This window comes from Granulicatella sp. zg-84 (assembly GCF_010892375.1).
Taxonomy (GTDB): Bacteria; Bacillota; Bacilli; order Lactobacillales; family Aerococcaceae; genus WM01.
Map to the genome: position 1 here is coordinate 1 of NZ_WNJX01000023.1, position 21,965 is coordinate 21,965.

Below are 21,965 nucleotides of genomic sequence, written 5' to 3' on the forward strand. Positions count from 1 at the left end.
ACAACCGTTACTCCTAACGAAGTAACGGCTGTTGAACAATGGATGAATCGTTATCCACGTAAATTATTTAACTATGTATGTCCTTATGATTTGCCTGAGGTGGCTAACTTACTATTGTAATTTGTGTAATTCCACAATTTATAGCGGAATGGTGCTCCTACACCTGTTTTCAATCCATCTCTTGTCCAGTTATTTACCGTTTCACGTGCAATATATTTGCGAGCTAACACTTCATATCGACCCGTATATTCATAATAAGCGGACGCTGCTGCAAATGTTTCATTCACATCGCCGTCTTGGTCAATATCTCGCTCATCTTTATAAGGCATTGAGAAATAACCACTCATGTGGTTTTTATCTTTAGTTGTGACAATAGAACCATCTATACTTGCTAAGACATAGTTTGTATTATGCCCTGGAACAGAATTTGCATTGACAGTCGTCACAATTTGAATGGCATCTGAATTATCCATATAGCGATTTAATTGGTTCACACTAATACGATCCCATTTAATAATAACAGCATTCAAACCGGATTCTCGATAATTCGGCACGTACGTTACCGTTGGTCGAGGTGCTCCCCAACCACCATTTAAAGTAGTTGATTTATAGGTTACTCCTTCAGGTAGTAGGTCGATAAATTCAACATTCGTTAAGGTTGCTCTATCTTCCATACCTTTAATCGTACCGTCCCAAGTACCTTTCAATGTCCAAATCGCAAACTCATTATCTGAACGAATCTTCTCATCTCTTCTAGGCGTAAACCAGCCTGTACCTAATTTTTCAGACAGTTCTTTTTCAATACCGACATCAACCTTTTGCCCAACCAATTTAAATTTGGCCGTATCTTTTCCAGTAAACGAGTAAGAACTTCCATTCGTACGTGTATACGTTGCGGTATAACCACCACTATTAACGTACTCATTTTCTAAATCGACAGCACTTACTACCGGCGCTTCTCTAAAAGCTGTCTTAATGGTAAAACTAACAACTTTTTGATGTGGTAATGTATAACCATTCGGGAAATCAAAATATAATTGTTTAATATTTCTAGCGATTGTACGGTCAAAATTCAACGTACGTCCACTCGCAACAGTACCTAAAACACGTTCACTACCATCGGCTAACACTCCACGAACTGTCACATTGGATAAACGTGCGTATTCCACACCATTAAAATAATCTAAAACAATATCGTCTGTTCTAGGCATACTTACGCCCGTGTAATACAAACGACTATCTAAATCATAGTCTTTAAACTCTGTAAAAGTGATCGTTTCTGACGTTGTATTCGCAACAGTTAAACGCCAATTAACACCTTTTGATGTACGTGAAGATACATTTGTCACAGTATGAAGCTGCGTTCCATTATCTCTAGCATCTTCTGGCTCATTTGCAAAATATTTTCTAAATGGTACCCCATTTGTGCTATCCGGTCTAAACCGGTAAGAAACCGTGTTACTTTGCGTCACGTCCGCTTCATTTACCCCTTTATTTTGTGGGTGAAATACCATTGTCGAGTTTGCCATATAAGCGGTATCCACACTTGCTCCTGGGAATGTCAAAATAAGTGACACCGGATTATATCCATTTACATCATTATAATCTTTTCGGTTTAATGTATACGTTGCAGTATTCGTTGCAGCATTATATGTCCAGTTTGGATTTTTAGATGCATCAAATTTAGCAAATGGTGGCAACGGTTGTGTTAACGTAATTGTATTGTATACACGTTGTCCATAATCTGAGTTACTCGGAGTAGCATATTCATCCTTAGAACTTTTTGCAAATGTCTGATAGTCAAAGACAACATCAACAAGTCCTTTCTCATCTAATGTTTGAGTATCGTTCTTTACAAGCCCACCAATTTGATTTTGTCCTCCACGAACAGTCATCGTATACGTTGCTTCTCCCGCCTTCGCTAAAAACGTAACTGTTTCTGCTGTTTTTACAACTGTTCCGTCAGCTTTTTTCAAAGTTGTGGTTATTGGTAAAATTGTTTTGTCAGGCGTTACATACGTTTTAAACTTCGTAAAAATCGGAATTTGTACTTCTCTAGCATCATCAGATGCTTTTAACGGAATACGCCATGTCGTTGCATTGACTTTTGTTGCTCGCCCAAAGACTTCTGAATCCAATGAAACATTCGGCTCTAAACTCTCCACAAACGAAGCGACATCAGACGGGACGGCTAATTCAATATAAGCTCCTGCATATTCTGATTCAGGCAAATTCGCTTTTAACGTTAAAACAGACTGCATAATCTCTCCCGTTAAAAACTCCCTTGTATCCGTTCTCGTAGATGGTACTTGCGTTTGAGTTAAAGTAATCCCCTCATCAGCAGCTCGAAGTACTTGCGTGGGCAAAAGTCCAATAACAAGAACGACCACCATTAAAAGCGATAATAAACGCTGTAATTTTTTCATTTCTTTTCTCCCTTCGTATCCATTTAGTCAAAATGGTATCTATGAGTACAGCACAAAATATTGTGTATATATAATTTATATATTATGTGTTGTACTCAACCTACCCCATTCGTTGTCTTTTTATCTTATCACATTATCTGTCATTTATGTACCCCTCTTCACAAAATATAAAATGATAAATTATATAATTAAGTTATCTCATAGTACAAAAAAGCATCTCATATATATACTTCATGTTTTTTATAATTTCAAATTCTATCCCATCTCCAAAAATCTTCGAGTATTATTCTAAAATAAAAAGCATTTGTAAATCCGTTACTTATAAAAAAATCCTGTTTACACCTCTAGAAAATTCCACACCCCTTTTTATTTTTTGACACCCTTAGAAATTAAGAGCAAAATAAAAAAGCCTTCAATTCATTTAAAGGCTCTATGTCAAATAGGGTTGATGTCTTATGCCATCAACCCTAAAAATTATACAGCTATTTTAAATTGAGGACTACTAACAACATCTATATTTCAAGCTATTTTCTATTTAGTTTTGTATCAAAATCGATATCTTCTTCTCAATATAGATAACATCAATTTTACCTTTATGGGTTTTTTCAAGAAGTTTTAGAGAATGTAAATTATCTCCCTCTAATAAAAAATTATATCCGTCATTTTCATCAGCTATGATTTTCTTACCTTCATCTTCACAAAATACAGGTATATTATGTTCTAACATTTCATCAACTTTTTCAGTATGTTTTTCCCATACTAGTCCATATTTTTTCTCGTTGAGTACTGTTTCAATTTCTCCCAAAGCTCTTAGACTATCATCATCTTGATGTTCTTGTTTTAGTTTATTTAAAAACTCTAGCATTTTCTGCCTTTTTTGCTGTGATATATTTGCCATATTTTACCTCACTCTTCTTAAAAGACTTTCTATCAAGTCCTTATCTTCTATCTTCGTCATTCCAAAACTCTTTTTACCTGCATCCTTTATCGAAGCTCCTATATGATAAACTTCAGCATTGTCTAATATCAAAAATCTATCGTGAAAATCTGTATTTATTTTTATAGTTAGTGTTGGATATTGTGCGTTAAATTTATTAATATCTTTTGTTGTTAAATCACCTTTTCCAGAAGTATAAACTTGAATATTTACTCCGTTATTTTTCTTACATAGAATGTTCAAAGTATTAATATCTACATAGTTATCAATTAATATAATTTTCTTATTTGCTTTTTGTATAATTTTCACAAAAAAACGAAATGCATCGTATATTTGACCATTGAAAAATATTTTTTGTTTCGCTTCTGTGTTAGTTGCAATATAATTAAATACTTTTTCTAATTTTTTATCTATTTTCAGTTGCTTTAGTTCTACTCGATCTAGTCTTGCAAACATTTCTTGATTGGATAGTAAAAATTTTCTCATCTCCACAAAACTATTCATAATTTTTATGCTCACTTCAACGGCTATATCACTTTTTAACACAGTTGAAAGCATGGGAATACCTTGTTCTGTGAATACATATGGTAAATATCGTCTACCACCATGCTTATTAGAACTTGAGGTGGCAAATTGTGACCTCAAGTTTTTAAATTCTTCTTCAGTTAATTGGAAACGAAATGATTCAGGAAATCTATTCAAATTTCTTTTCACTGCTTAATTAAATACTTTCGTTTCAACATTATATAAAGCAGCTAAATCACTATCCACCATCACTTGTTTTCCTCTAAATGTATAAATCATATTTCTAATGTCATCAACATCAGAAACGATTATGTTTGAATTATGTTCCATAAAAACCTCCTATTATCCAAAGTAAAATCTATTTAACTATATTAACCATATCCCCAAAATCTACATCTCATTCTTTACCAATTTTATAAAGAACTTCCATACCTACGAGTTCTCCTCGCCCCATTTTTCCAGCTGTAGCTGGTGCAATTCCAACTTTCTCTTTTAACTCTTTTTTATTCATTCCTTTATCTATGAATGTTTTCCACAAGCCATTGTAGCTTACCTTCATATTATTCTCAAAATTCAAATATCTGAATTGATTTAGTTATATTTTATCATATTTGTATCATTTTTCATCTCAAACATAAAAGATATCGAATTCGATTCCTTATAACTCTATATCCATATTTTTTGTGTTAGTGGAGAGGATTTGAGTTTTTAAAGAAAAATAATACGTTATAACATTAAGCTATGAAGATAAAACCATAGCTTTTCATATACTAAAAATAACCTAGCGATTACTCACTAGGTTATTCAATAATTTAATTTGCAAGCCCCCTACTCACAAAACGTCTATTCATAAGACTTTAGAGCCTATTTTTAATCACTCCCACTCAATCGTTGCAGGCGGTTTACTCGTAATATCATACACCACTCGGTTGACGTGTGCTACTTCATTGACAATTCTAGCACTAATCGTTTGTAGCACGTCCCATGGCAAGCGAGCGAAGTCGCTTGTCATGCCGTCAATACTTGTGACAGCACGGATACCGATTGTGTAGTCGTAAGTACGACCGTCACCCATAACACCGACACTACGAATACCTGGTAAGACTGTGAAATATTGCCATACGTCACGTTCTAAGCCGGCTTTTGCGATTTCTTCACGTAAAATAGCATCACTTTCACGCACAATGTCTAGTTTTTCTTCTGTAATCTCACCAAGGACACGGATACCTAAACCTGGTCCAGGGAATGGTTGACGCCACACTAAACTATCTGGCATGCCTAGAGCTGTTCCTAAGGCACGTACTTCATCTTTGAACAATGTGTTTAATGGTTCAATCAATTCAAATTGCATATCTTCTGGTAATCCACCTACATTGTGGTGTGATTTAATCGTTTGTGCCGTGTCTGTTCCAGATTCGATAATATCTGTGTATAGCGTTCCTTGTGCTAAGAAGTCTACACCTTGTAATTTTGATGCTTCATCATCAAACACGTATACAAATTCATTTCCGATAATTTTACGTTTTTGTTCAGGGTCGCTAACGCCTTGTAATTTTGATAAGAAGCGGTCTTTTGCGTCTACACGAATAATGTTTAAGCCAAATTTACCTCCAAGGCTTTCCATGACTTGATCACCCTCGCCTTTACGTAATAAGCCATGATCGACAAAAATACATGTTAATTGATTTCCAATAGCTTTTTGTAATAACACACCCACGACACTTGAATCCACCCCACCGGATAATCCAAGCAATACTTTTTTATCGCCAACACGTTCACGAATTTTGGCAATTTCTAAATCAATGAAGTTTTCCATTGACCAGTCGCCTGTTGCACCACACACATGGAACACAAAGTTTTTCAACATCTCATTGCCGTGTACACTATGGCGTACTTCTGGGTGGAATTGCACCCCAAAAATACGACGTTCTTTGTTTTCAAACGCTGCAAATGGGCAGTTTGGGTTACTTGCCGTCACAGTAAAACCGGCTGGAATTTCTGTAATACGATCGCCATGGCTCATCAAGACTTCTTCATTTTCAGATAAACCTTGGAATAGTCCTGTTTCTGTTTGGAATACATCAATCTGAGCTGTCCCATATTCACGATGTGTCGTTGCAGGCTCTACTTTACCACCTAGTAAATGTGTTGTTAGTTGCATACCATAACACACACCCAAAATAGGTAATCCTAAATCAAAAATCTTTTTATCTACTGTAAATGCATCTTTTTCGTACACACTATTTGGTCCACCAGAAAAAATAATGCCTTTTACATTTCCTTTTGACATAATCTCCTCTGCCGTTAGTTTATGTGACACTAACTCTGAAAATACACCAAACTCACGGATACGTCGTGTAATTAACTGATTATATTGTGAACCAAAATCTAATACAATAATTTTTTCTAATTCGTTTAACGCCTTCATAACACCCTCCTCATCACTATATGCCTCATTATATCACGGTCTAATAATTCTTCAACAACACATAATCAATTAAATGATTTTCTGTTTTATGGAGCACCAAATCCGCTCTTGTTTTCGTCGGTAAAATAAACTCTACTAAATTTTTCAAATTCGTATTTTTCCAAACTTCCTTTGCCATAGCAATCGCGTCCTCTCGTTTTCCAATGGCATATTTATAATAATAATTACTCGGATTATTTTTTGCCAAATCCATTAACATTTCAAATCTCTGCAAGTACCACTTCTCTATATTCACAGGCTCAGCATCCACATAAATCGCCCAATCAAAAAAATCACTCACATAAATATCCCGATTAGGAGGCAGTTGCAACACATTGATTCCCTCAACAATCAACACATCAGGCTGCTGCACCGTTTGATACGTATCGGGAATAATATCATAAATTTCATGCGAATAAACAGGCGCCAGTACCGGCTCATCACTCGTTTTAACAGCCATTAAAAACGATACAAGACGCTCCATATCATAACTTTCTGGGAACCCCTTTTTGTCTAAAATGCCCCTTTCTTTTAAAGTAGCTGTCGTTAATAAAAAGCCGTCAGTAGTCATTAACTCTATCTGTTTCTTCGGATAAAGTTGCTGTAACATGGTCTGGAGTAGTCTAGCTGTCGTACTCTTTCCTACCGATACACTCCCAGAAATGCCAATAATAAATGGTACTTTCCGTTTCGATTGATGTAAAAAATCTTGTAAACTCGATTGCTTTTCAATATGATGTTTCAAATACAAATCAAACAAACGCACCATAGGCATATAAATATCCGTCACATCATCTAAAGATACTCTGTCATTTAACGACGTCAATTTTTTTAACGTATCCTCTGTTAAATGAATGTCATACGCCACTCCAAATGTTTTCCACGCCTCACGTGAAAATTGACTATAATGTTCCATACCAACTCTTTACCTCTTCATCAAAATCGTTCTATATTACTATACCACAATTCAGAAAACTTATAAATTTTTTTAAAACCTTAGAAAAATACAGACATTTCATGTAAAATACATATAGACAAGAAAAGGAGAACATTATGATTGGGATTGCCCGTGCACACACAAATATTGCCTTAATAAAATATTGGGGAAAACGTGATAAAAAGCTCTTTTTACCAATGAATAGCAGTTTATCATTAACACTGGATGCCTTTTACACGGATACAAAAGTAACCTTTGATCAAACGCTGACAAAAGATACTTTTTTCTTAAACAATAAAGAAGAAACAACCGAAAAAATCACACCATTTTTAGATTTATTTCGAGAAAAAATGTCCTCACCTCGCTTTGCCAAAGTAGAAAGTTTAAACTTTGTCCCTACCGCAGCTGGTTTAGCTAGTTCAGCTTCTGCTTTTGCTGCTCTAGCCGGAGCCATAAATCAAGCAAGTGGCTTACATTTAGATACACAAACACTCTCAACATTCGCTCGACGTGGCAGTGGTAGCGCAACACGCAGTCTGTACGGTGGCTTTGTTGAATGGAACAAAGGGACAGACTCTCACAATTCTATGGCAATCCCAATAGACGATGCTAGCTGGGATATTGCTATGATTATCATTGTCGTTAACCAAGCGAAAAAGACGATTTCAAGTCGTGACGGTATGGCATTAACTGTTCAAACTTCCCCTTTTTATCAAGCATGGGTAGAAAGTGCAGAAAAAGACTTACAAAATATCAAACAAGCGATTGCCAATAAAGATTTTATTACTTTAGGAGAAATCACTGAATTTAATGGTATGAAAATGCACGGTACCATGCTTGGTAGTAATCCTCCATTTTGTTATTTTGAACCAGAAACGATTATTGCTCAACAAGCCATTCGACAATTAAGAGCAGAAGGGATTCCTGCCTATATGACAATGGATGCTGGCCCAAATGTTAAAGTATTATGCCAAACATCAACTATTCCAACCATTTTATCTCATTTAGAAACGCTGTTTTCTAAAGATAAACTCATCATCTCTAAAGTTGGAAAAGCCATGCATTACTTAACACAAGACGACTGGGAACAATCTCTACAATCATTCGAGGACACATTATGATAACCGTAAACGTACCTGGAAAATTATTTATTGTGGGAGAATATGCCGTGACATCACCTCATCAGCCTGCCATTATCGCACCTGTCGAGCGTTTTTTGACGGCACGTATTGACGACTATCACGACAATATTATTTTTTCAGAACAACATAAACACACACTCGTTCACTTCACAAGGGAGAAGGAACAGATTTCAGCAACACCAAATCTATATCCGCTCATAACAACAGCCATTCACATAACAGAAAGTTATTTAACGATTACACCAAAGCCGTTCCGTTTAGATATTTCATCGGATTTAGATGCACCAGATGGAACAAAATATGGTTTAGGTTCTAGTGGTGCCGTTACCGTCGCAACCATTAAAGCCGTGGGCGCTTTCTACGGAAAAACACTAGACAATCTTACCGTCTATAAATTGGCTGTCTTAACACATCTATCTTTAAATAGCGTCGGTTCTTTTGGTGACATTGCCACTATTGCATTCGGCAAGCTAATCGCCTATACGATGTGTGATATTGACTGGTTAAAGCACCAACAACACACATGCTCCATTCAAGAAATTATTCATCAAAAATGGAAAGACTTATCTATTGAATGCCTTACTTTACCTAAAAACCTTTCTTTTTTAATCGGTTGGACTGGTACTCCTGCTAGTACCGAATTACTCGTTAAAGAAATGAAAAAACAAAAAGAAAGTGCACTTTATCAAACATTTCTAATGGATAATAAAGACTGTACAAATCAATGCATTCAAGCCATTAAAGAACAGAATATTTCCGTTATAAAAGCATGTATACAAAAAAACAGAAATCAACTACAACAATTATCCCGCTACATTGAAACACCAACATTAAAAACTCTTTGTGACATTGCTGAACGCTATGGAAGTGTGGCGAAAACATCGGGTGCCGGTGGGGGAGATTGTGGCATTTGTTTAGTTGAAAATGTACAGCAGAAAGAAAACATTATAAGCGCTTGGAATCAAGCAGCTATCTTACATTTAGGAGAAATTGGAGGCAATTATGACACAGCAAGTCAATCGAAAAGATGAGCATATCCAGCATGCTCTTGAACAATTTGTTCAGGAATCGACACCCGAGTTTGCACAAACACAATTTGTCCATCACTCATTCCCTGAAATAGCGTATGAGGATGTTAATATTCATACAAACTTGGATACTTTATTATTATCTGCTCCATTTTTCATCAATGCGATGACTGGGGGTAGTCAAAAAGCCTATGACATCAACCGCCAATTAGCTTTTATTGCCAAGGAAACCGACATACCTCTAGCAACTGGGAGTGTAAGCGTTGCTTTAAAAGAACCTGACACGGCAGAAAGTTTTCGTGTTGTCAGACAAATCAATCCAAATGGCTTAATCTTTGCAAATTTAGGTGCACATCACTCCGTGGAAAACGCTAAAAGAGCGGTCGACTTACTCGAAGCGGATGCCCTACAAATTCATGTGAATACCCCACAAGAAATGGTTATGCCCGAAGGAGAACGAGATTTTACAGGTTGGCTGCATCACATCGAACAAATTGTCGCCGAATTAAACATACCCATTATCGTCAAAGAAGTTGGATTCGGCATGTCAAAAGAAACAGTAACCCAATTAACAAATATTGGCGTGCGTATCATTGATATTTCTGGTAAGGGTGGAACAAATTTTGTCGACATTGAAAACAATCGCCGTATAACATCGTCATATAACATGCTCTCGGCATGGGGACAATCAACGCTCATTTCCTTATTAGAAGCCCAAAGCGTCCCCCATCCTACATTGATTGCATCTGGTGGAATCAAAAATGCACTAGACATAACTAAATGCATTGCTTTGGGCGCGAATGCCGTTGGGTTATCTGGACAAATACTCTATTTGCTAGAACGTCATGGTATGGAGCAAACAATAAACTACATTCGCCAAACAAAAGAACACATACGCACCATTATGACCTTACTTGGTGCAAAAAATATCTCTGAGTTACAACAAAAAGCTGTTGTTGTAGCACCGACTATCCAAAACTGGTGCCATGCTCGCCATATAGACTGGCAATATTTTGCAAATCGTAATTAACAAAAACAGTGAACGGACGTTTGGGAGCGTCCGTTCACTGTTTTTGATATTGTTTTTTAAATAAATACTGACTTATACCAAATAATAAAAGTATACCTAAAACTATCTAGGTACACTTTCTCACATATTCTATTAAACATTGGCTCCATCCAATTTTTATCGCTTTACACTTTAGCTTTTTGTTGTTGATACCACTTTTTCACAAAAATAATCACATTAACAAAAACTAATACTGTCACAAAAATCAGTGTAATGGTTGCACCTGGAGGGGTACTGTATTCATAAGAAGCATATAACCCACCTACCATACCTAAAAAACCAATACACATTGCCCATAAAATGACACTTGTAAAACTATTTGAGAAACGCATGCTAATTGCTGTAGGTAAAATTAAAATGGAGGCAACAAGTAGAGCGCCTGCAATCGGCATCATTACACTAATGGTCACACCCGTGACAATATTGATTAACAATGACATCAATCGAACAGGTAATCCGGCTGTAAAAGCTGTGTCTTCATCAAACAATAGTACATATAAAGGTTTTCTAAACAGAATATACAATCCACCAATAAAAATGACTAAACCAATTAAAATAGACACCTGTTCACTAGATACGGTAACCAATGAACCAAATAAATATTGTTCAACTTTAATACCCGCTGCATTTTTTCTAAGGGACATCAAAATCAATGCAACTGCTAATCCCGTAGACATCAAAATGGCAACCGATATTTCAGAGTAGCTTTTATAGACACGACTTAAATACTCCATAATCAATGCAGCAATCATCACAACAACAATCGTTGTCACTGTTGGTGAAACACCAATCAACAATCCTAAAGCAACCCCTGATAAAGAAACATGCGATAATGTGTCTGCCAATAAAGACTGTTTACGCAAAATTAATAATAAACCTAAAATAGGAGCAATACACGCAATACAAATCGCTGCTAAGAACGCTCTTTGCATGAAATCATACTGAAACATCTCCATGGTGAATGCTCCTTTCTCACTAAATGTACATGTTTGTCAATATAATCATCTAATATATCGTCCTCATGGGTTACCATTAAAACAGCTTTATGGTGGTGTTGGCAACTATGTTTTAACAAATCATAAAACTGTTTCCGTGATTGAATATCCATACCAGTTGTTGGTTCATCTAAAATCAATAAATCTGGATCTGTAGCAAATAAACGCGCTAAAAAAATTCTTTGTTTTTGCCCACCAGATAAATCCCCAATACGTTTATACTTCAAGTCCCACATACCAACCGATTTTAATGATTTTTCAATATGCTCTTTATCATGTGCATCTAAACGTTTGAACCATTTTCCATTTGCATATCGTCCTGATGCAACTAAATCATACACACGACTAGGAAACCCCACATTGAATGAAGCAATTTGTTGTGGAGCATATCCAATTAACATTTTTTGTCCAAATTGATTCACTGGACTAATATGTGCTGAACCTTCTTGAGGTTTTAATAAACCTAAAATCAACTTTAATAACGTCGACTTAGCTGCACCATTTTCTCCAGTTAAAATGGCAAACTCTCCAGCTTCTAATTGAAAGGATATATTATCTAAAACTCTTTCAGCATCATAGGAAAAAGATAACTGATGAACGTCAATATACGCCATTTTCTCACTCCTTTTTCAGTAGAAAAAGCACCAACTTGTGTCAGTGCTATTCTTTATTATATACTAATTCGATCTTGTTTTTCTACTTAATTGATTTTTGTAATGATACTAAGTTTTCTTCTAAAATTTGTAAGAAATCTTTACCTTCTACTTTTGATTCCATTGTATACAATGTTTCAATACTTGCACCTGTTTCTTTTGCAACAGCGTTTGCTGTAGCTTGAGAACTACCTGGATCAACATAAATTGTTGTTAATTTATGCTCTTTCATTTCTTCAACAACTTCTGCAATATCTTGTGCTGTTGGCTCTTTTGCTTGTAAACCAGAAATGGCTTCTTGTTCTAAGTCATAACGATGTGCAATGTATCCAAATGCAGCATGTTGTGTAACAAATGCTTTGTTTGTAGCATTTTTAAAAGCAGCATCATATTTTTTAGCTAAAACATCTAATTTTTCAAGTAACATATCACGATTTTTTTCATAATCTGCTTTATGAGCAGTATCCGCTGCAATTAAACCTTCTGCAATAGTTTTTACTTGTGCTTTTGCTGTTTCTGGATCTAACCAAATATGTGGATCCAACGCATCCTCATCTTCATCATGGTCATCTTTATGATCTCCATCATGATCATGATGATGTCCTTTTCCTTTTATAAAGGAAACATCTTTACCAGATTCAATAAATGCCACTTTTGATTCTTTACCTAAACCATCTTGTACACTTTTCACCCATGTTTCCATGTTGTTACTACTATATACAAATACTTTAGCTTTATCAATTAGTGCAATATCTTTTGCACTTGGCTCAAAATCATGTGGCTCTACCGCTCCCTCAATCAACATGCTGACGTTAGCATGTTCACCTGCAATCGCTTGTGTCATATAATACACAGGATAAAAACTTGTCACAACAGACAATTTTTCCATTTTTGGTGCTTCAGTCATTTCTTGTTTCTTACTTGGTGCTTGACATGCAGCCAATACAAGTACCAAAATAAAGAAACTTAATTTTTTTAAATGTTTCATAATATCTCCTTTTTATCGAAATAGTAATACTTACGATTTATATTTTAACATATTTTACTAAAAAATTCAAGTTTTTTATACACTGTAGTATTTGTATTCATAATTCTTTTTTGATATACTTTTTTTATCGTACATAAAAGGAGATTGATTATGTCAACAAAACAAAGTCATATCAAACAATTAACACTATTTTCTTTATTTACAGCTATTTTAATCATGCAAACATTCATTCCCGTTTTAGGATATATTCATCTAGGCTTTGTCGACTTTACTATCGTTCATATTACTGTTATTTTAGCTGCCTGTCTTTTAGGTTCAAAATTAGGAACAGGGATTGGCTTAACATGGGGATTGCTTTCAATGATAAAAGCCTACACAACAGCAGGTATTTTAAATCCCCTATTTTATAATCCTCTTATCTCCGTCCTACCTAGAATGCTTGTAGGTTTATTGGCAGGAGTTCTTTTTCAATTATTAAGTAAAAAAATTAGCTTAACCATGTCTGCGGTCATTGCCTCATTCATTGGGACCATCACAAATACAGGACTTGTCCTAGGTGGATTTTATGTCTTTGGCTATCAATTTATCGCCAACACACTCCCAAATCCATCTCAATCAGGAGATGTTGTTCTCGGATTTATTTTGACACTTATTTCTACAAATACATTATTTGAATTATTATCAGCAATTATTGTAACACCCGCATTAGTCAAACCTTTATCATCCCTATTCAAAAAATAATGAAAAACTCAATTTTCCAAACAAACACAAATAAGCCGACATCAACATGTCGGCTTATTTGGTGTTGGTGGCTCCCTTTGGGAAGCCACCAACACTCATTGTCATATATTGTCATAACGATATTATTTTAAAAAGTCTAATATATGTTGCCATGTATGCCAATTAAAGACATCAAAGGCATTGCCATCGCCTAAAATAGAATAGCCAATCATCAGCCCTATCACAAGAAACACGCCTACTAAGACAAGCATAAAAATACAATAAAATAAAATACGCAACATATCGTTTTCTAAAAATACTAATTGTGTTGCAGATACTGTTTTTAACGATTTTTTATTGTCTTTGCTCACTATGATTCACTCCTTATGATATAAATAATTGATGTATCTCGTCCATGCTCAATACATTTGGTACTCGTACAATATCGGCACCTAATGCTTTTAACTTTTCATGGAATTTATAATAACCTCTATCTAAATAAACCAACTCCACAACTTGTGTAAAGCCTTCTGCACGCAAACCCGCTAACACTAACGCTGCTGCTGCACGCAAATCAGATGCTGCTACTTCTGCTCCTTGCAAGTCATGTGACGGATTCATAAAAACGGTTTGTCCTTCGATTCTAAAATCGGCATTCATACGACGCAATTCTTCAAAGTGCATAAAACGATTTTCAAAAACGGTTTCGGTCATGCTTGTCCCTTTATTAGACAATAACTGCGCAATCGTCATTTGAGCTTGCATATCTGTTGGAAAGCCCGGATGAGGCATTGTTTTTACATCGGTTCCTTTTAATACGTCTGGCCCAATGACACGAATACCATTATCTTGCTCTTTAAAAACAACACCCATTTCTGTTAACTTAGACATCAATGGTTTGTTATGATCGGCAATGGCATCTTCAATAAAAATATCTCCTTTTGTAATGGCTGCCGCCATCATAAAGGTACCTGTTTCAATCCTATCTGGAATCACATAATGTGAAGCACCTTTTAATCGTTCCACCCCAACAATACGAATGGTATCTGTACCTGCACCATATACTTTTACACCCATTTTATTTAAAATATTCGCTAAATCAACAATTTCTGGTTCTCTAGCAACATTTTCAATTACAGTCGTCCCATCTGCTAAAGTTGCTGCCATCATAATATTTTGCGTTGCACCAACACTTGGGAAATCTAAATAAATATGCGCACCTTTTAAAGTTTCAGCGCTTGCTTCAATAAAACCAGCATCTACATTGATTGTGGCACCCAAAGCCTCAAAGCCCTTTAAATGCAAATCAATCGGACGTGTACCAATTGCACAACCTCCCGGTAAGGATACTTTCGCATAGCCTTTACGTGCCAATAACGGCCCCATGACAACAATCGAAGCACGCATTTTACTCACATATTCAAATGGTGCTGTCGTTAACAAGTCCCCCGTTGCATCAATCTCCATCGTATTTGTTTTTTCATCAAACACAAGCGATACATTTAACGCTTTTAAAACATCATTCATTAAATAGACATCAGATAATACAGGAACATTCGCCAAATTTGTCTTTCCTGTTTCTGCTAATAAACTAGAGGCTAAAATAGGCAATACCGCATTTTTAGCACCCTCTACTTTTACTGTTCCGGATAACGATTTACCACCTCGAACAATAATTCTCTCCATAGTAACAACTCCAAATTTTTATTTATCTCTTATCAAATATCCCGTTAAAATAACATGTAACAAGTTCAAGTAAACTCGCACAATCATTATAGCATACTTTACTTAAAAAGGTAGTCTTTCTTACCTGTCACCCTTTTTAAATAAAGGTTGACAAAAAAAGATAAATACGCTACTCTATCCAAAAAGGAGGGCTAATATTGAGTACAAAAAGTTCTGTATTATCCATATTACAGTGCCAGACAGACTATATTTCTGGGACGACATTATCACATCAACTCGATGTGACACGTAATACCATTTGGAAAGCCATTCAAGCATTAAAACAAGAAGGATATATCATTGACACAAATGCCAAAGGTTATAAACTGACTGTCACACCAACACAATTAAACCAAACTTTAATACAAGCAGCATTCCCACAAGGTGATATGTTCACTTACGACAGCATTACATCAACCAATTCTCAAGCAAAGCAATATGCCGATACACTAAAAAAAGACTTTGCTGTATTTATCGCAAACGAACAAACAATGGGAAAAGGCCGATTTGGTAGACCTTTTTACTCCCCTAAACAATCTGGACTATATATGAGTTTACTCTACCCGTCAAAAGATATTCAAACATATTTACATTTAGTCACACCCTTAACAGCCATTGCTGTTTTAAAAGCAATTAAAACTGTTACCGGTATCACTCCCTCTATTAAATGGGTGAACGATTTATTTTACCACCAAAAAAAAATAACGGGGATCCTCACAGAAGCCATAACAAATATTGAAACAGGACAAGTTGAACATATCATTATTGGAATTGGCATCAATCTATATAAACCTACCGATTTACCCAACGAATTAAAACATATTTTTGGATACATTAGTGACACACCCATTAACGTCAATGCGTTAGTCATTGCCATTATAGACAATATACTTACCTTATTGGCACAACTCCCAAATACATCCTTTTTGGAAGACTATAAAAAGCATTGTTTTATTCTAGGAAAAAACATCACCGTATATCCTACACAACAAACACACTATACTGCAAAAGCCATTGACATTGACGACAACGGCCAACTAATTATCCAAACAGACGACACACAACTTCACACATTACAATTCGGCGAAATCTCTATTCGCTTTTAAAGGAGAACACTATGAAACCAAAAGACATCACACTCATCAGCCTATTTGCTGTCTTAACATTCGTCAGCAGTTATTTTATACTACCCATTGGACCCGTTCCAGTTACAACACAAACCTTTTTCATTATCGTCACAGGACTCCTATTAAAACCGTTCTCAGCATGTTTAACACAAATCATCAACATCATGCTTATGTGCGTGTTCAAATCGGCGTTTGCTTCACCCACCTTTGGTTTTCTATTAGGTTTTGTTGTCAGTGCAACCATTTTATCACTTCTGACATACCGTAAGAAAAACATGCTTCTAATGGTTGTCGCAACAATGATTGCATCTATTTGTATCTATCTAGTCGGTATCCCATATTTTGTAGCAACCACACATGGAAAATACACCTTTATAACCGCACTGAGTGTTACATTAACACCTTTTATTATAGGTGACACAATCAAAGCAATAATGGCCATCATTGTTGCCAAAACATTAAGACCTCTTGTCAAAGAGGCTAACTCAAAAAAACAATAAAATAAAAGCCTTTTATATAAACATTTTATCAACATAAAATAAGTAGTGTTCTAACCATGTTAGATATTAGAGTACTATTTTTTTACTACTACAGCTACCCTCTACCAACATAATTTATGCTATACTAATAAAAAAGATAAAAAGATGAAAATAAAGACACAATTATCGACTATATCGAATCGTTTGAACCAACGAAAACACCTTATTTATGGATAAAACAAAATGGCGTTTTTCATATTTTTGATAGTAAAACAAAAACAACACAAGAAACACCTTACAAAAAAACATGGCCTATCACGATTACATCCTCCGATGTAACCATATCCCCATATTCATTCTTTTTAGCAACATCTGATGAAGAACACTATGTATTGGTTAACGCAACTCAATCCTTTACACTGCCAATCAACAAAGACATCTCCATTCAATCACAAATAAAAGCAAGCATTAAAAACGGTGACATAATATTAGAATAACATATGAAAAGAGGTAGAAAATGGACGAGCCATTTTCTACCTCTTTGTCTATCAATACTGATTATGCTTTGTTTGTTGAACCAAAGATATCCATTGTTTCTTTTGTTACTTTCACGATAGCATCAAAACCTGGTTTGATAACTTTACGTGGATCGTATACATCTTTATCTGCATCTAATTTTGCACGAACAGCTGCTGTCCATTGTTGTTGTAATTCTGTGTTAACATTGATTTTAGCATGTCCACGTTCAATCGCTTTTTTGATTTGATATTCTGGAATACCTGAACCACCATGTAATACTAATGGAGCACCAGTTGCATTAGAGATTGCTTCCATTTCATCAAAACCTAAAACTGGTTCACCAGCATACGTACCGTGCACAGAACCTAAAGCTGCTGCTAAAGCATCAATATTTGCTTCAGATACCATACGTTTGCATTCTTCTAAATCAGCATATTTAACACCGCCTGTTACGCCGTCTTCAGTACCACCAACAGTACCCACTTCTGCTTCAACAGACGCACCTCTAGGATGTGCGTATGCAACAACTTCTTTTGTTAATTCAATATTTTCATCAATTGGGAAATGAGAATGGTCAAACATTACTGAGCTGAAACCTGCATCAATATATTGTTTACATACGTCAACACTTGATCCATGATCTAAGTGTAATGCTACTGGAACTGTAATATTCATTGTTTCTAACAAAGCATTTACCATAGCTGATACAACTTTAGCACCACCCATATATTTACCAGCACCTTCAGACACACCTAAAATAATTGGTGAATTTGCTTCTTGTGCTGCTGTTAATACTGCTTGTGTCCATTCTAAGTTATTGATATTGAATTGACCAACAGCATATTTTCCTTCTTTAGCTTTGTTTAACATTTCTGTCATACTTACTAAACGACTCATGTCATGTTCCTCCTATTGTGTGAATACACATCACTTATTTTTTACATTTACATTCTAGCAAATTTCATCTTTTTTTTCTATATAATTGTATTTTTATATACGCTATCATTTTAAATTTAATATAAATGTAATGTTAATCCCTTACATCTTATTTACATATACTCAAAAAACCCGACAAAGACACGTGTTGGTACGTGTCTTTGTCGGGTTTAAACTGTATGATTATAAACCTTTTGATGTTAAATACATCATAATGAATGTAATGATAAAGAATACAGATAATAATACAAATGTTGCACGTTGCATAAATGCTTCAAAACCACGTGCTTTACGACGAACGAATAATTCCTCTGCTCCCCCTGATAACGAATTTGCTGCATTCGTTTTCGTTGGTTGCATCACAACGGCAATAATAATGATAATAGATAAAATAATTAACAATACTGATAAAAGACTATACATAATTTCCTCCTACACATTTCAATCAAACCCATTCTAGCATATAACACTACGAATTACTAGATATTTATGATAAACTAACTATAAAATATCATTTTACGAGGTTAAATATGACCCAATTTAAACAATTTTATAAAAAAACACAACGTCAAAGACAAGAAATCCTTGCTTCTTTACCCACACTAACCGAACAAGATAAACAACTTTTATTTCAAAACAACAGTTTATCCAGTGATATAGCAAATACCATTACAGAAAATAATATTGGTCTTTACGCCATTCCTCTAGGCGTTGCCCCCGATATAGTCATTGATGGAAAAACATATTTAGCGCCTATGGCAACAGAAGAACCCTCCGTCATTGCTGCGGCTAGTTTTGGTGCACAAATCATCAAAAAAGCTGGTGGGTTTCACATTCTAAAAAATGACCGCTATATGATTGGCGAAATCGCCCTTTGTCAACTCGATGATATAGAGCACGCTAAAATGAATATTGAAGCACAAAAAGACACACTTTTGTCACTAGCCAATCAATCGTATCCATCCATTGTTAAACGAGGCGGGGGTGCAAAAAATCTCTTTATAGACATCAAAACAAGTCAAGACAAGACGCATACTTTTTTAATCATTTACTTAATGGTCGATACCAAAGAAGCGATGGGAGCGAACATATTAAACACAATGCTAGAAGCGATAAAGCCAACCATTGAAACACTGGCGAACCAATCTGCAATTATGTCTATTTTATCAAATTATGCCAACCATTCTTTAACGAGTATCTCTTGCCAAATACCCGTATCTCTTTTAACTACTTTAAACACAAATCTAACAGGTGAACAAGTTCGTGATAAAATCATTCAAGCCTATCAGTTAGCAACAGCAGATATTTATCGTGCAACGACGCATAACAAAGGCATTATGAATGGCATTTCTGCGGTAGTGCTAGCAACGGGAAACGATACACGTGCCATTGAAGCAGGTGCACACGCCTTTGCAACACATACCGGAACTTATCAGCCTTTAACCGTTTGGGAAAAAGCAGATAATGGTGACTTAAAAGGAACGATTACCATTCCTTTGCCAATCGGATATGTTGGTGGCTCGATTAACATTCATCCGAGCGCTGTGCTATCTCAACACATTTCTCAAACCACAAACGCAAAAGAATTAGCAACTTTAATCGCAAGCGTCGGTTTAGCACAAAACTTAGCCGCTTTACGAGCTCTCGTTAGTGAAGGTATTCAACACGGACACATGGCATTACAGCTAAAATCGCTAGCCTTATCCGTTGGGGCGACACAAGACGAAATCCCTCTTTTAGTTGAAAAACTAAAACAAGAAAAAGTCGTCAATCAAGAAATCGCTAAAAAACTTTTACAAACATTAAAATAATTTGCATATAGTATCAATACATAAATCATTTTGGAGGCATTATGTTATTTATTATTGGTACTATTTTTGCATCTTTTACACAAGCCATCGCTCATCGCTACGCTCAACAAACACAAACATCTCACCGATCTATGTGTCACCATTGTCATCAACAACTTTATTGGTATCACCTTATCCCCATTTTATCGTACATCCTCACAACTGGAAAATGTACCTTTTGCAAAAAACGTATTCCGTTCTACTATCCATGTATGGAATGTTTAGGCGGATTACTGGCGCTCTTTTTACCACATTGTAACACATCTTACACACTCATTCTTATCGCCTTTTTTATTTTTGCACAAATTGATTTAGAATATCAAATCGTACCAAACACATGGCAAGGCCTCTATTTTATTGTAACTCTATTATATTGTGCCATTCCACATCATCGCTTTTATATCAGTGTATTGATGCTCTTTTTATATGGCACCATTGATAAACATCTCCCAAATAAAATAGGTGGTGCAGATGTCAAACTATTGCTCATAACATATTTAAACATCGGCATGCTTTCAACCATGTATATCCTATTATACGCCAGTATTTTCGCACTTTTGTATATGTGTATTAAACATCGTTTCAAACAATCTATCGCTTTTGTTCCCTTTTTATGTTTAGGTGCATGTTTACACAGTTATCTTTTATTTATCCACAATTTATATCCACTTATCCACTGATTTTTGTGGATAACTTTGTTCCACAAGATAAAAACACACTTTTTGACTATGTTTCACAAGTTTGTTTTCCACAAATTAACAAAATTGTCCACATTTTTCTTTATCATACGTGAATAAATGAATAATCGTGCCAGTATTTTTATTGACCAACACGATTTTCACCTACGGGAGCATTTATTGCTCACACTAAATATTATTATTTTGATTTGATATATCGCCTTATCTTATATTTAGAGCGATATAAACTGTTCATCCACTTTTTTTCACATTTATATGGATATTTTTGACTATAATAAAAAACTTGCTTTTCTTGATTGGATAATGTTTCATACGCTTCGTCAAAAGTTTCTCGAACAACTAGTATATCAATCGGATTAAGTGCTTGATTATACCGAATGCCCGTATAATTCTCATAAAAGGCATCATCTTGATTCACCATTAAAAAATCTCCCAATCTCTTTGATGCATAATGGTATCTTAATAACTGCTTAAAATGATTATTTAATAAAAAACGGTAAAATGTACTAAACTTAACATTTTTTTGTAAATCATACTTCATAATTGCATCATACATTACAACACAACATTCTTGTATAAAATCTTCTTTTTCCATATTCGGTAAATAATATTTATTCGCCATTTTGTTCATCAGCGGCGTATATTTTTTTACCAACACATTAAAAGATTGTTCTTCACCCAATAAAAACCGATGAATAAATACTGTATCGTCGATTAACTCATGACTATCCAATAAACATACCC

The 21,965-nt window shown here is 35.2% G+C and carries 21 protein-coding genes and 1 pseudogene; 8 read left to right on the forward strand and 14 right to left on the reverse strand.

The annotated features are described in order from the left end of the window. Positions 1-83 precede the first annotated feature (83 nt). The 6 genes and pseudogenes from GMA06_RS06040 to coaA all read right to left on the reverse strand — a co-directional run bounded on the left by GMA06_RS06040 (position 84) and on the right by coaA (position 7,271). The gene (locus GMA06_RS06040) at positions 84-2,426 is read right to left on the reverse strand and encodes a hypothetical protein (RefSeq protein ID WP_163562032.1); all 2,343 of its coding nucleotides are present in this window, start codon (positions 2,424-2,426) and stop codon (positions 84-86) included. A gap of 535 nt (positions 2,427-2,961) precedes the next feature. After that, entirely contained in the window at positions 2,962-3,324 is a 363-nt protein-coding gene (locus GMA06_RS06045) for a hypothetical protein (protein ID WP_205426253.1), read from the reverse strand. Between the two features lie 3 nt (positions 3,325-3,327). Continuing rightward, positions 3,328-4,218: pseudogene (locus GMA06_RS06050) on the reverse strand (ORF6N domain-containing protein). A 67-nt stretch (positions 4,219-4,285) separates the two neighbouring features. After that, positions 4,286-4,447: a helix-turn-helix transcriptional regulator gene (locus GMA06_RS06055; protein WP_163562033.1), complete on the reverse strand. Its 162-nt coding sequence runs from the start codon at positions 4,445-4,447 to the stop codon at positions 4,286-4,288. A gap of 315 nt (positions 4,448-4,762) precedes the next feature. Beyond that, positions 4,763-6,316, reverse strand: a complete 1,554-nt coding sequence (gene guaA, locus GMA06_RS06060; protein ID WP_163546694.1) for a glutamine-hydrolyzing GMP synthase — start codon at positions 6,314-6,316, stop codon at positions 4,763-4,765. A gap of 40 nt (positions 6,317-6,356) precedes the next feature. Beyond that, positions 6,357-7,271, reverse strand: a complete 915-nt coding sequence (coaA, locus tag GMA06_RS06065) for a type I pantothenate kinase (RefSeq protein ID WP_163562034.1) — start codon at positions 7,269-7,271, stop codon at positions 6,357-6,359. Positions 7,272-7,408: 137 nt separating this feature from the next. On the opposite strand from coaA, the gene mvaD reads away from it, so the two are divergent. The 3 genes from mvaD to fni are packed head-to-tail and all read left to right on the forward strand — an operon-like array spanning position 7,409 to position 10,492. Beyond that, on the forward strand, positions 7,409-8,413 hold the full coding sequence (gene mvaD / locus GMA06_RS06070) for a diphosphomevalonate decarboxylase (protein ID WP_163562035.1): 1,005 nt from the start codon (positions 7,409-7,411) through the stop codon (positions 8,411-8,413). Beyond that, complete coding sequence (locus tag GMA06_RS06075) at positions 8,410-9,465, forward strand: phosphomevalonate kinase (RefSeq protein WP_163562036.1); 1,056 nt, start codon at positions 8,410-8,412, stop codon at positions 9,463-9,465. The genes mvaD and GMA06_RS06075 overlap by 4 nt, the downstream gene beginning before the upstream one ends. Beyond that, positions 9,437-10,492, forward strand: coding sequence for a type 2 isopentenyl-diphosphate Delta-isomerase (gene fni / locus GMA06_RS06080; RefSeq protein WP_163562037.1), 1,056 nt, complete (start codon positions 9,437-9,439; stop codon positions 10,490-10,492). Before GMA06_RS06075 ends, fni begins: the two co-directional genes overlap by 29 nt. A gap of 164 nt (positions 10,493-10,656) precedes the next feature. Here fni and GMA06_RS06085 read toward each other — a convergent pair whose 3' ends face one another. The 3 genes from GMA06_RS06085 to GMA06_RS06095 all read right to left on the reverse strand — a co-directional run bounded on the left by GMA06_RS06085 (position 10,657) and on the right by GMA06_RS06095 (position 13,167). Then, complete coding sequence (locus GMA06_RS06085; protein ID WP_163546689.1) at positions 10,657-11,487, reverse strand: metal ABC transporter permease; 831 nt, start codon at positions 11,485-11,487, stop codon at positions 10,657-10,659. Then, positions 11,445-12,140 (reverse strand): metal ABC transporter ATP-binding protein, encoded by a 696-nt coding sequence (locus GMA06_RS06090; protein WP_163546688.1) that lies wholly within the window; start codon positions 12,138-12,140, stop codon positions 11,445-11,447. The genes GMA06_RS06085 and GMA06_RS06090 overlap by 43 nt, the downstream gene beginning before the upstream one ends. Before the next feature lie 82 nt (positions 12,141-12,222). Beyond that, on the reverse strand, positions 12,223-13,167 hold the full coding sequence (locus GMA06_RS06095; RefSeq protein WP_163562038.1) for a zinc ABC transporter substrate-binding protein: 945 nt from the start codon (positions 13,165-13,167) through the stop codon (positions 12,223-12,225). 150 nt (positions 13,168-13,317) lie between these two features. On the opposite strand from GMA06_RS06095, the gene GMA06_RS06100 reads away from it, so the two are divergent. Next, positions 13,318-13,908, forward strand: a complete 591-nt coding sequence (locus GMA06_RS06100; protein WP_163546686.1) for an ECF transporter S component — start codon at positions 13,318-13,320, stop codon at positions 13,906-13,908. A 122-nt stretch (positions 13,909-14,030) separates the two neighbouring features. On the opposite strand, the gene GMA06_RS06105 is transcribed toward GMA06_RS06100, so the two are convergent. After that, entirely contained in the window at positions 14,031-14,258 is a 228-nt protein-coding gene (locus GMA06_RS06105; RefSeq protein WP_345940878.1) for a DNA-directed RNA polymerase subunit beta, read from the reverse strand. A 13-nt stretch (positions 14,259-14,271) separates the two neighbouring features. After that, on the reverse strand, positions 14,272-15,573 hold the full coding sequence (gene murA / locus GMA06_RS06110; protein ID WP_163562039.1) for a UDP-N-acetylglucosamine 1-carboxyvinyltransferase: 1,302 nt from the start codon (positions 15,571-15,573) through the stop codon (positions 14,272-14,274). A gap of 197 nt (positions 15,574-15,770) precedes the next feature. On the opposite strand from murA, the gene GMA06_RS06115 reads away from it, so the two are divergent. Beyond that, positions 15,771-16,718: a biotin--[acetyl-CoA-carboxylase] ligase gene (locus GMA06_RS06115; protein WP_163545905.1), complete on the forward strand. Its 948-nt coding sequence runs from the start codon at positions 15,771-15,773 to the stop codon at positions 16,716-16,718. An 11-nt stretch (positions 16,719-16,729) separates the two neighbouring features. Next, positions 16,730-17,239, forward strand: coding sequence for a biotin transporter BioY (locus GMA06_RS06120; protein WP_163562040.1), 510 nt, complete (start codon positions 16,730-16,732; stop codon positions 17,237-17,239). A gap of 537 nt (positions 17,240-17,776) precedes the next feature. Here GMA06_RS06120 and fba read toward each other — a convergent pair. Both fba and secG read right to left on the reverse strand, forming a co-directional pair. Beyond that, positions 17,777-18,634 (reverse strand): class II fructose-1,6-bisphosphate aldolase, encoded by an 858-nt coding sequence (gene fba, locus GMA06_RS06125; RefSeq protein WP_163545903.1) that lies wholly within the window; start codon positions 18,632-18,634, stop codon positions 17,777-17,779. Between the two features lie 222 nt (positions 18,635-18,856). After that, positions 18,857-19,096 carry a preprotein translocase subunit SecG gene (gene secG / locus GMA06_RS06130; protein ID WP_163545902.1) on the reverse strand — a complete coding sequence of 80 codons (240 nt, stop codon included), beginning with the start codon at positions 19,094-19,096 and terminating at the stop codon, positions 18,857-18,859. Between the two features lie 107 nt (positions 19,097-19,203). Between secG and GMA06_RS06135 the strand changes: the two genes are divergently transcribed. After that, positions 19,204-20,484 carry a hydroxymethylglutaryl-CoA reductase, degradative gene (locus GMA06_RS06135; RefSeq protein ID WP_163562041.1) on the forward strand — a complete coding sequence of 427 codons (1,281 nt, stop codon included), beginning with the start codon at positions 19,204-19,206 and terminating at the stop codon, positions 20,482-20,484. A gap of 41 nt (positions 20,485-20,525) precedes the next feature. Next, positions 20,526-21,203, forward strand: a complete 678-nt coding sequence (locus GMA06_RS06140; protein ID WP_163562042.1) for an A24 family peptidase — start codon at positions 20,526-20,528, stop codon at positions 21,201-21,203. Between the two features lie 196 nt (positions 21,204-21,399). Here the strand turns inward: GMA06_RS06140 and GMA06_RS06145 are convergent, their stop codons facing one another. Continuing rightward, positions 21,400-21,954, reverse strand: coding sequence for a sigma factor (locus GMA06_RS06145; protein WP_163562043.1), 555 nt, complete (start codon positions 21,952-21,954; stop codon positions 21,400-21,402). Positions 21,955-21,965 lie beyond the last annotated feature (11 nt).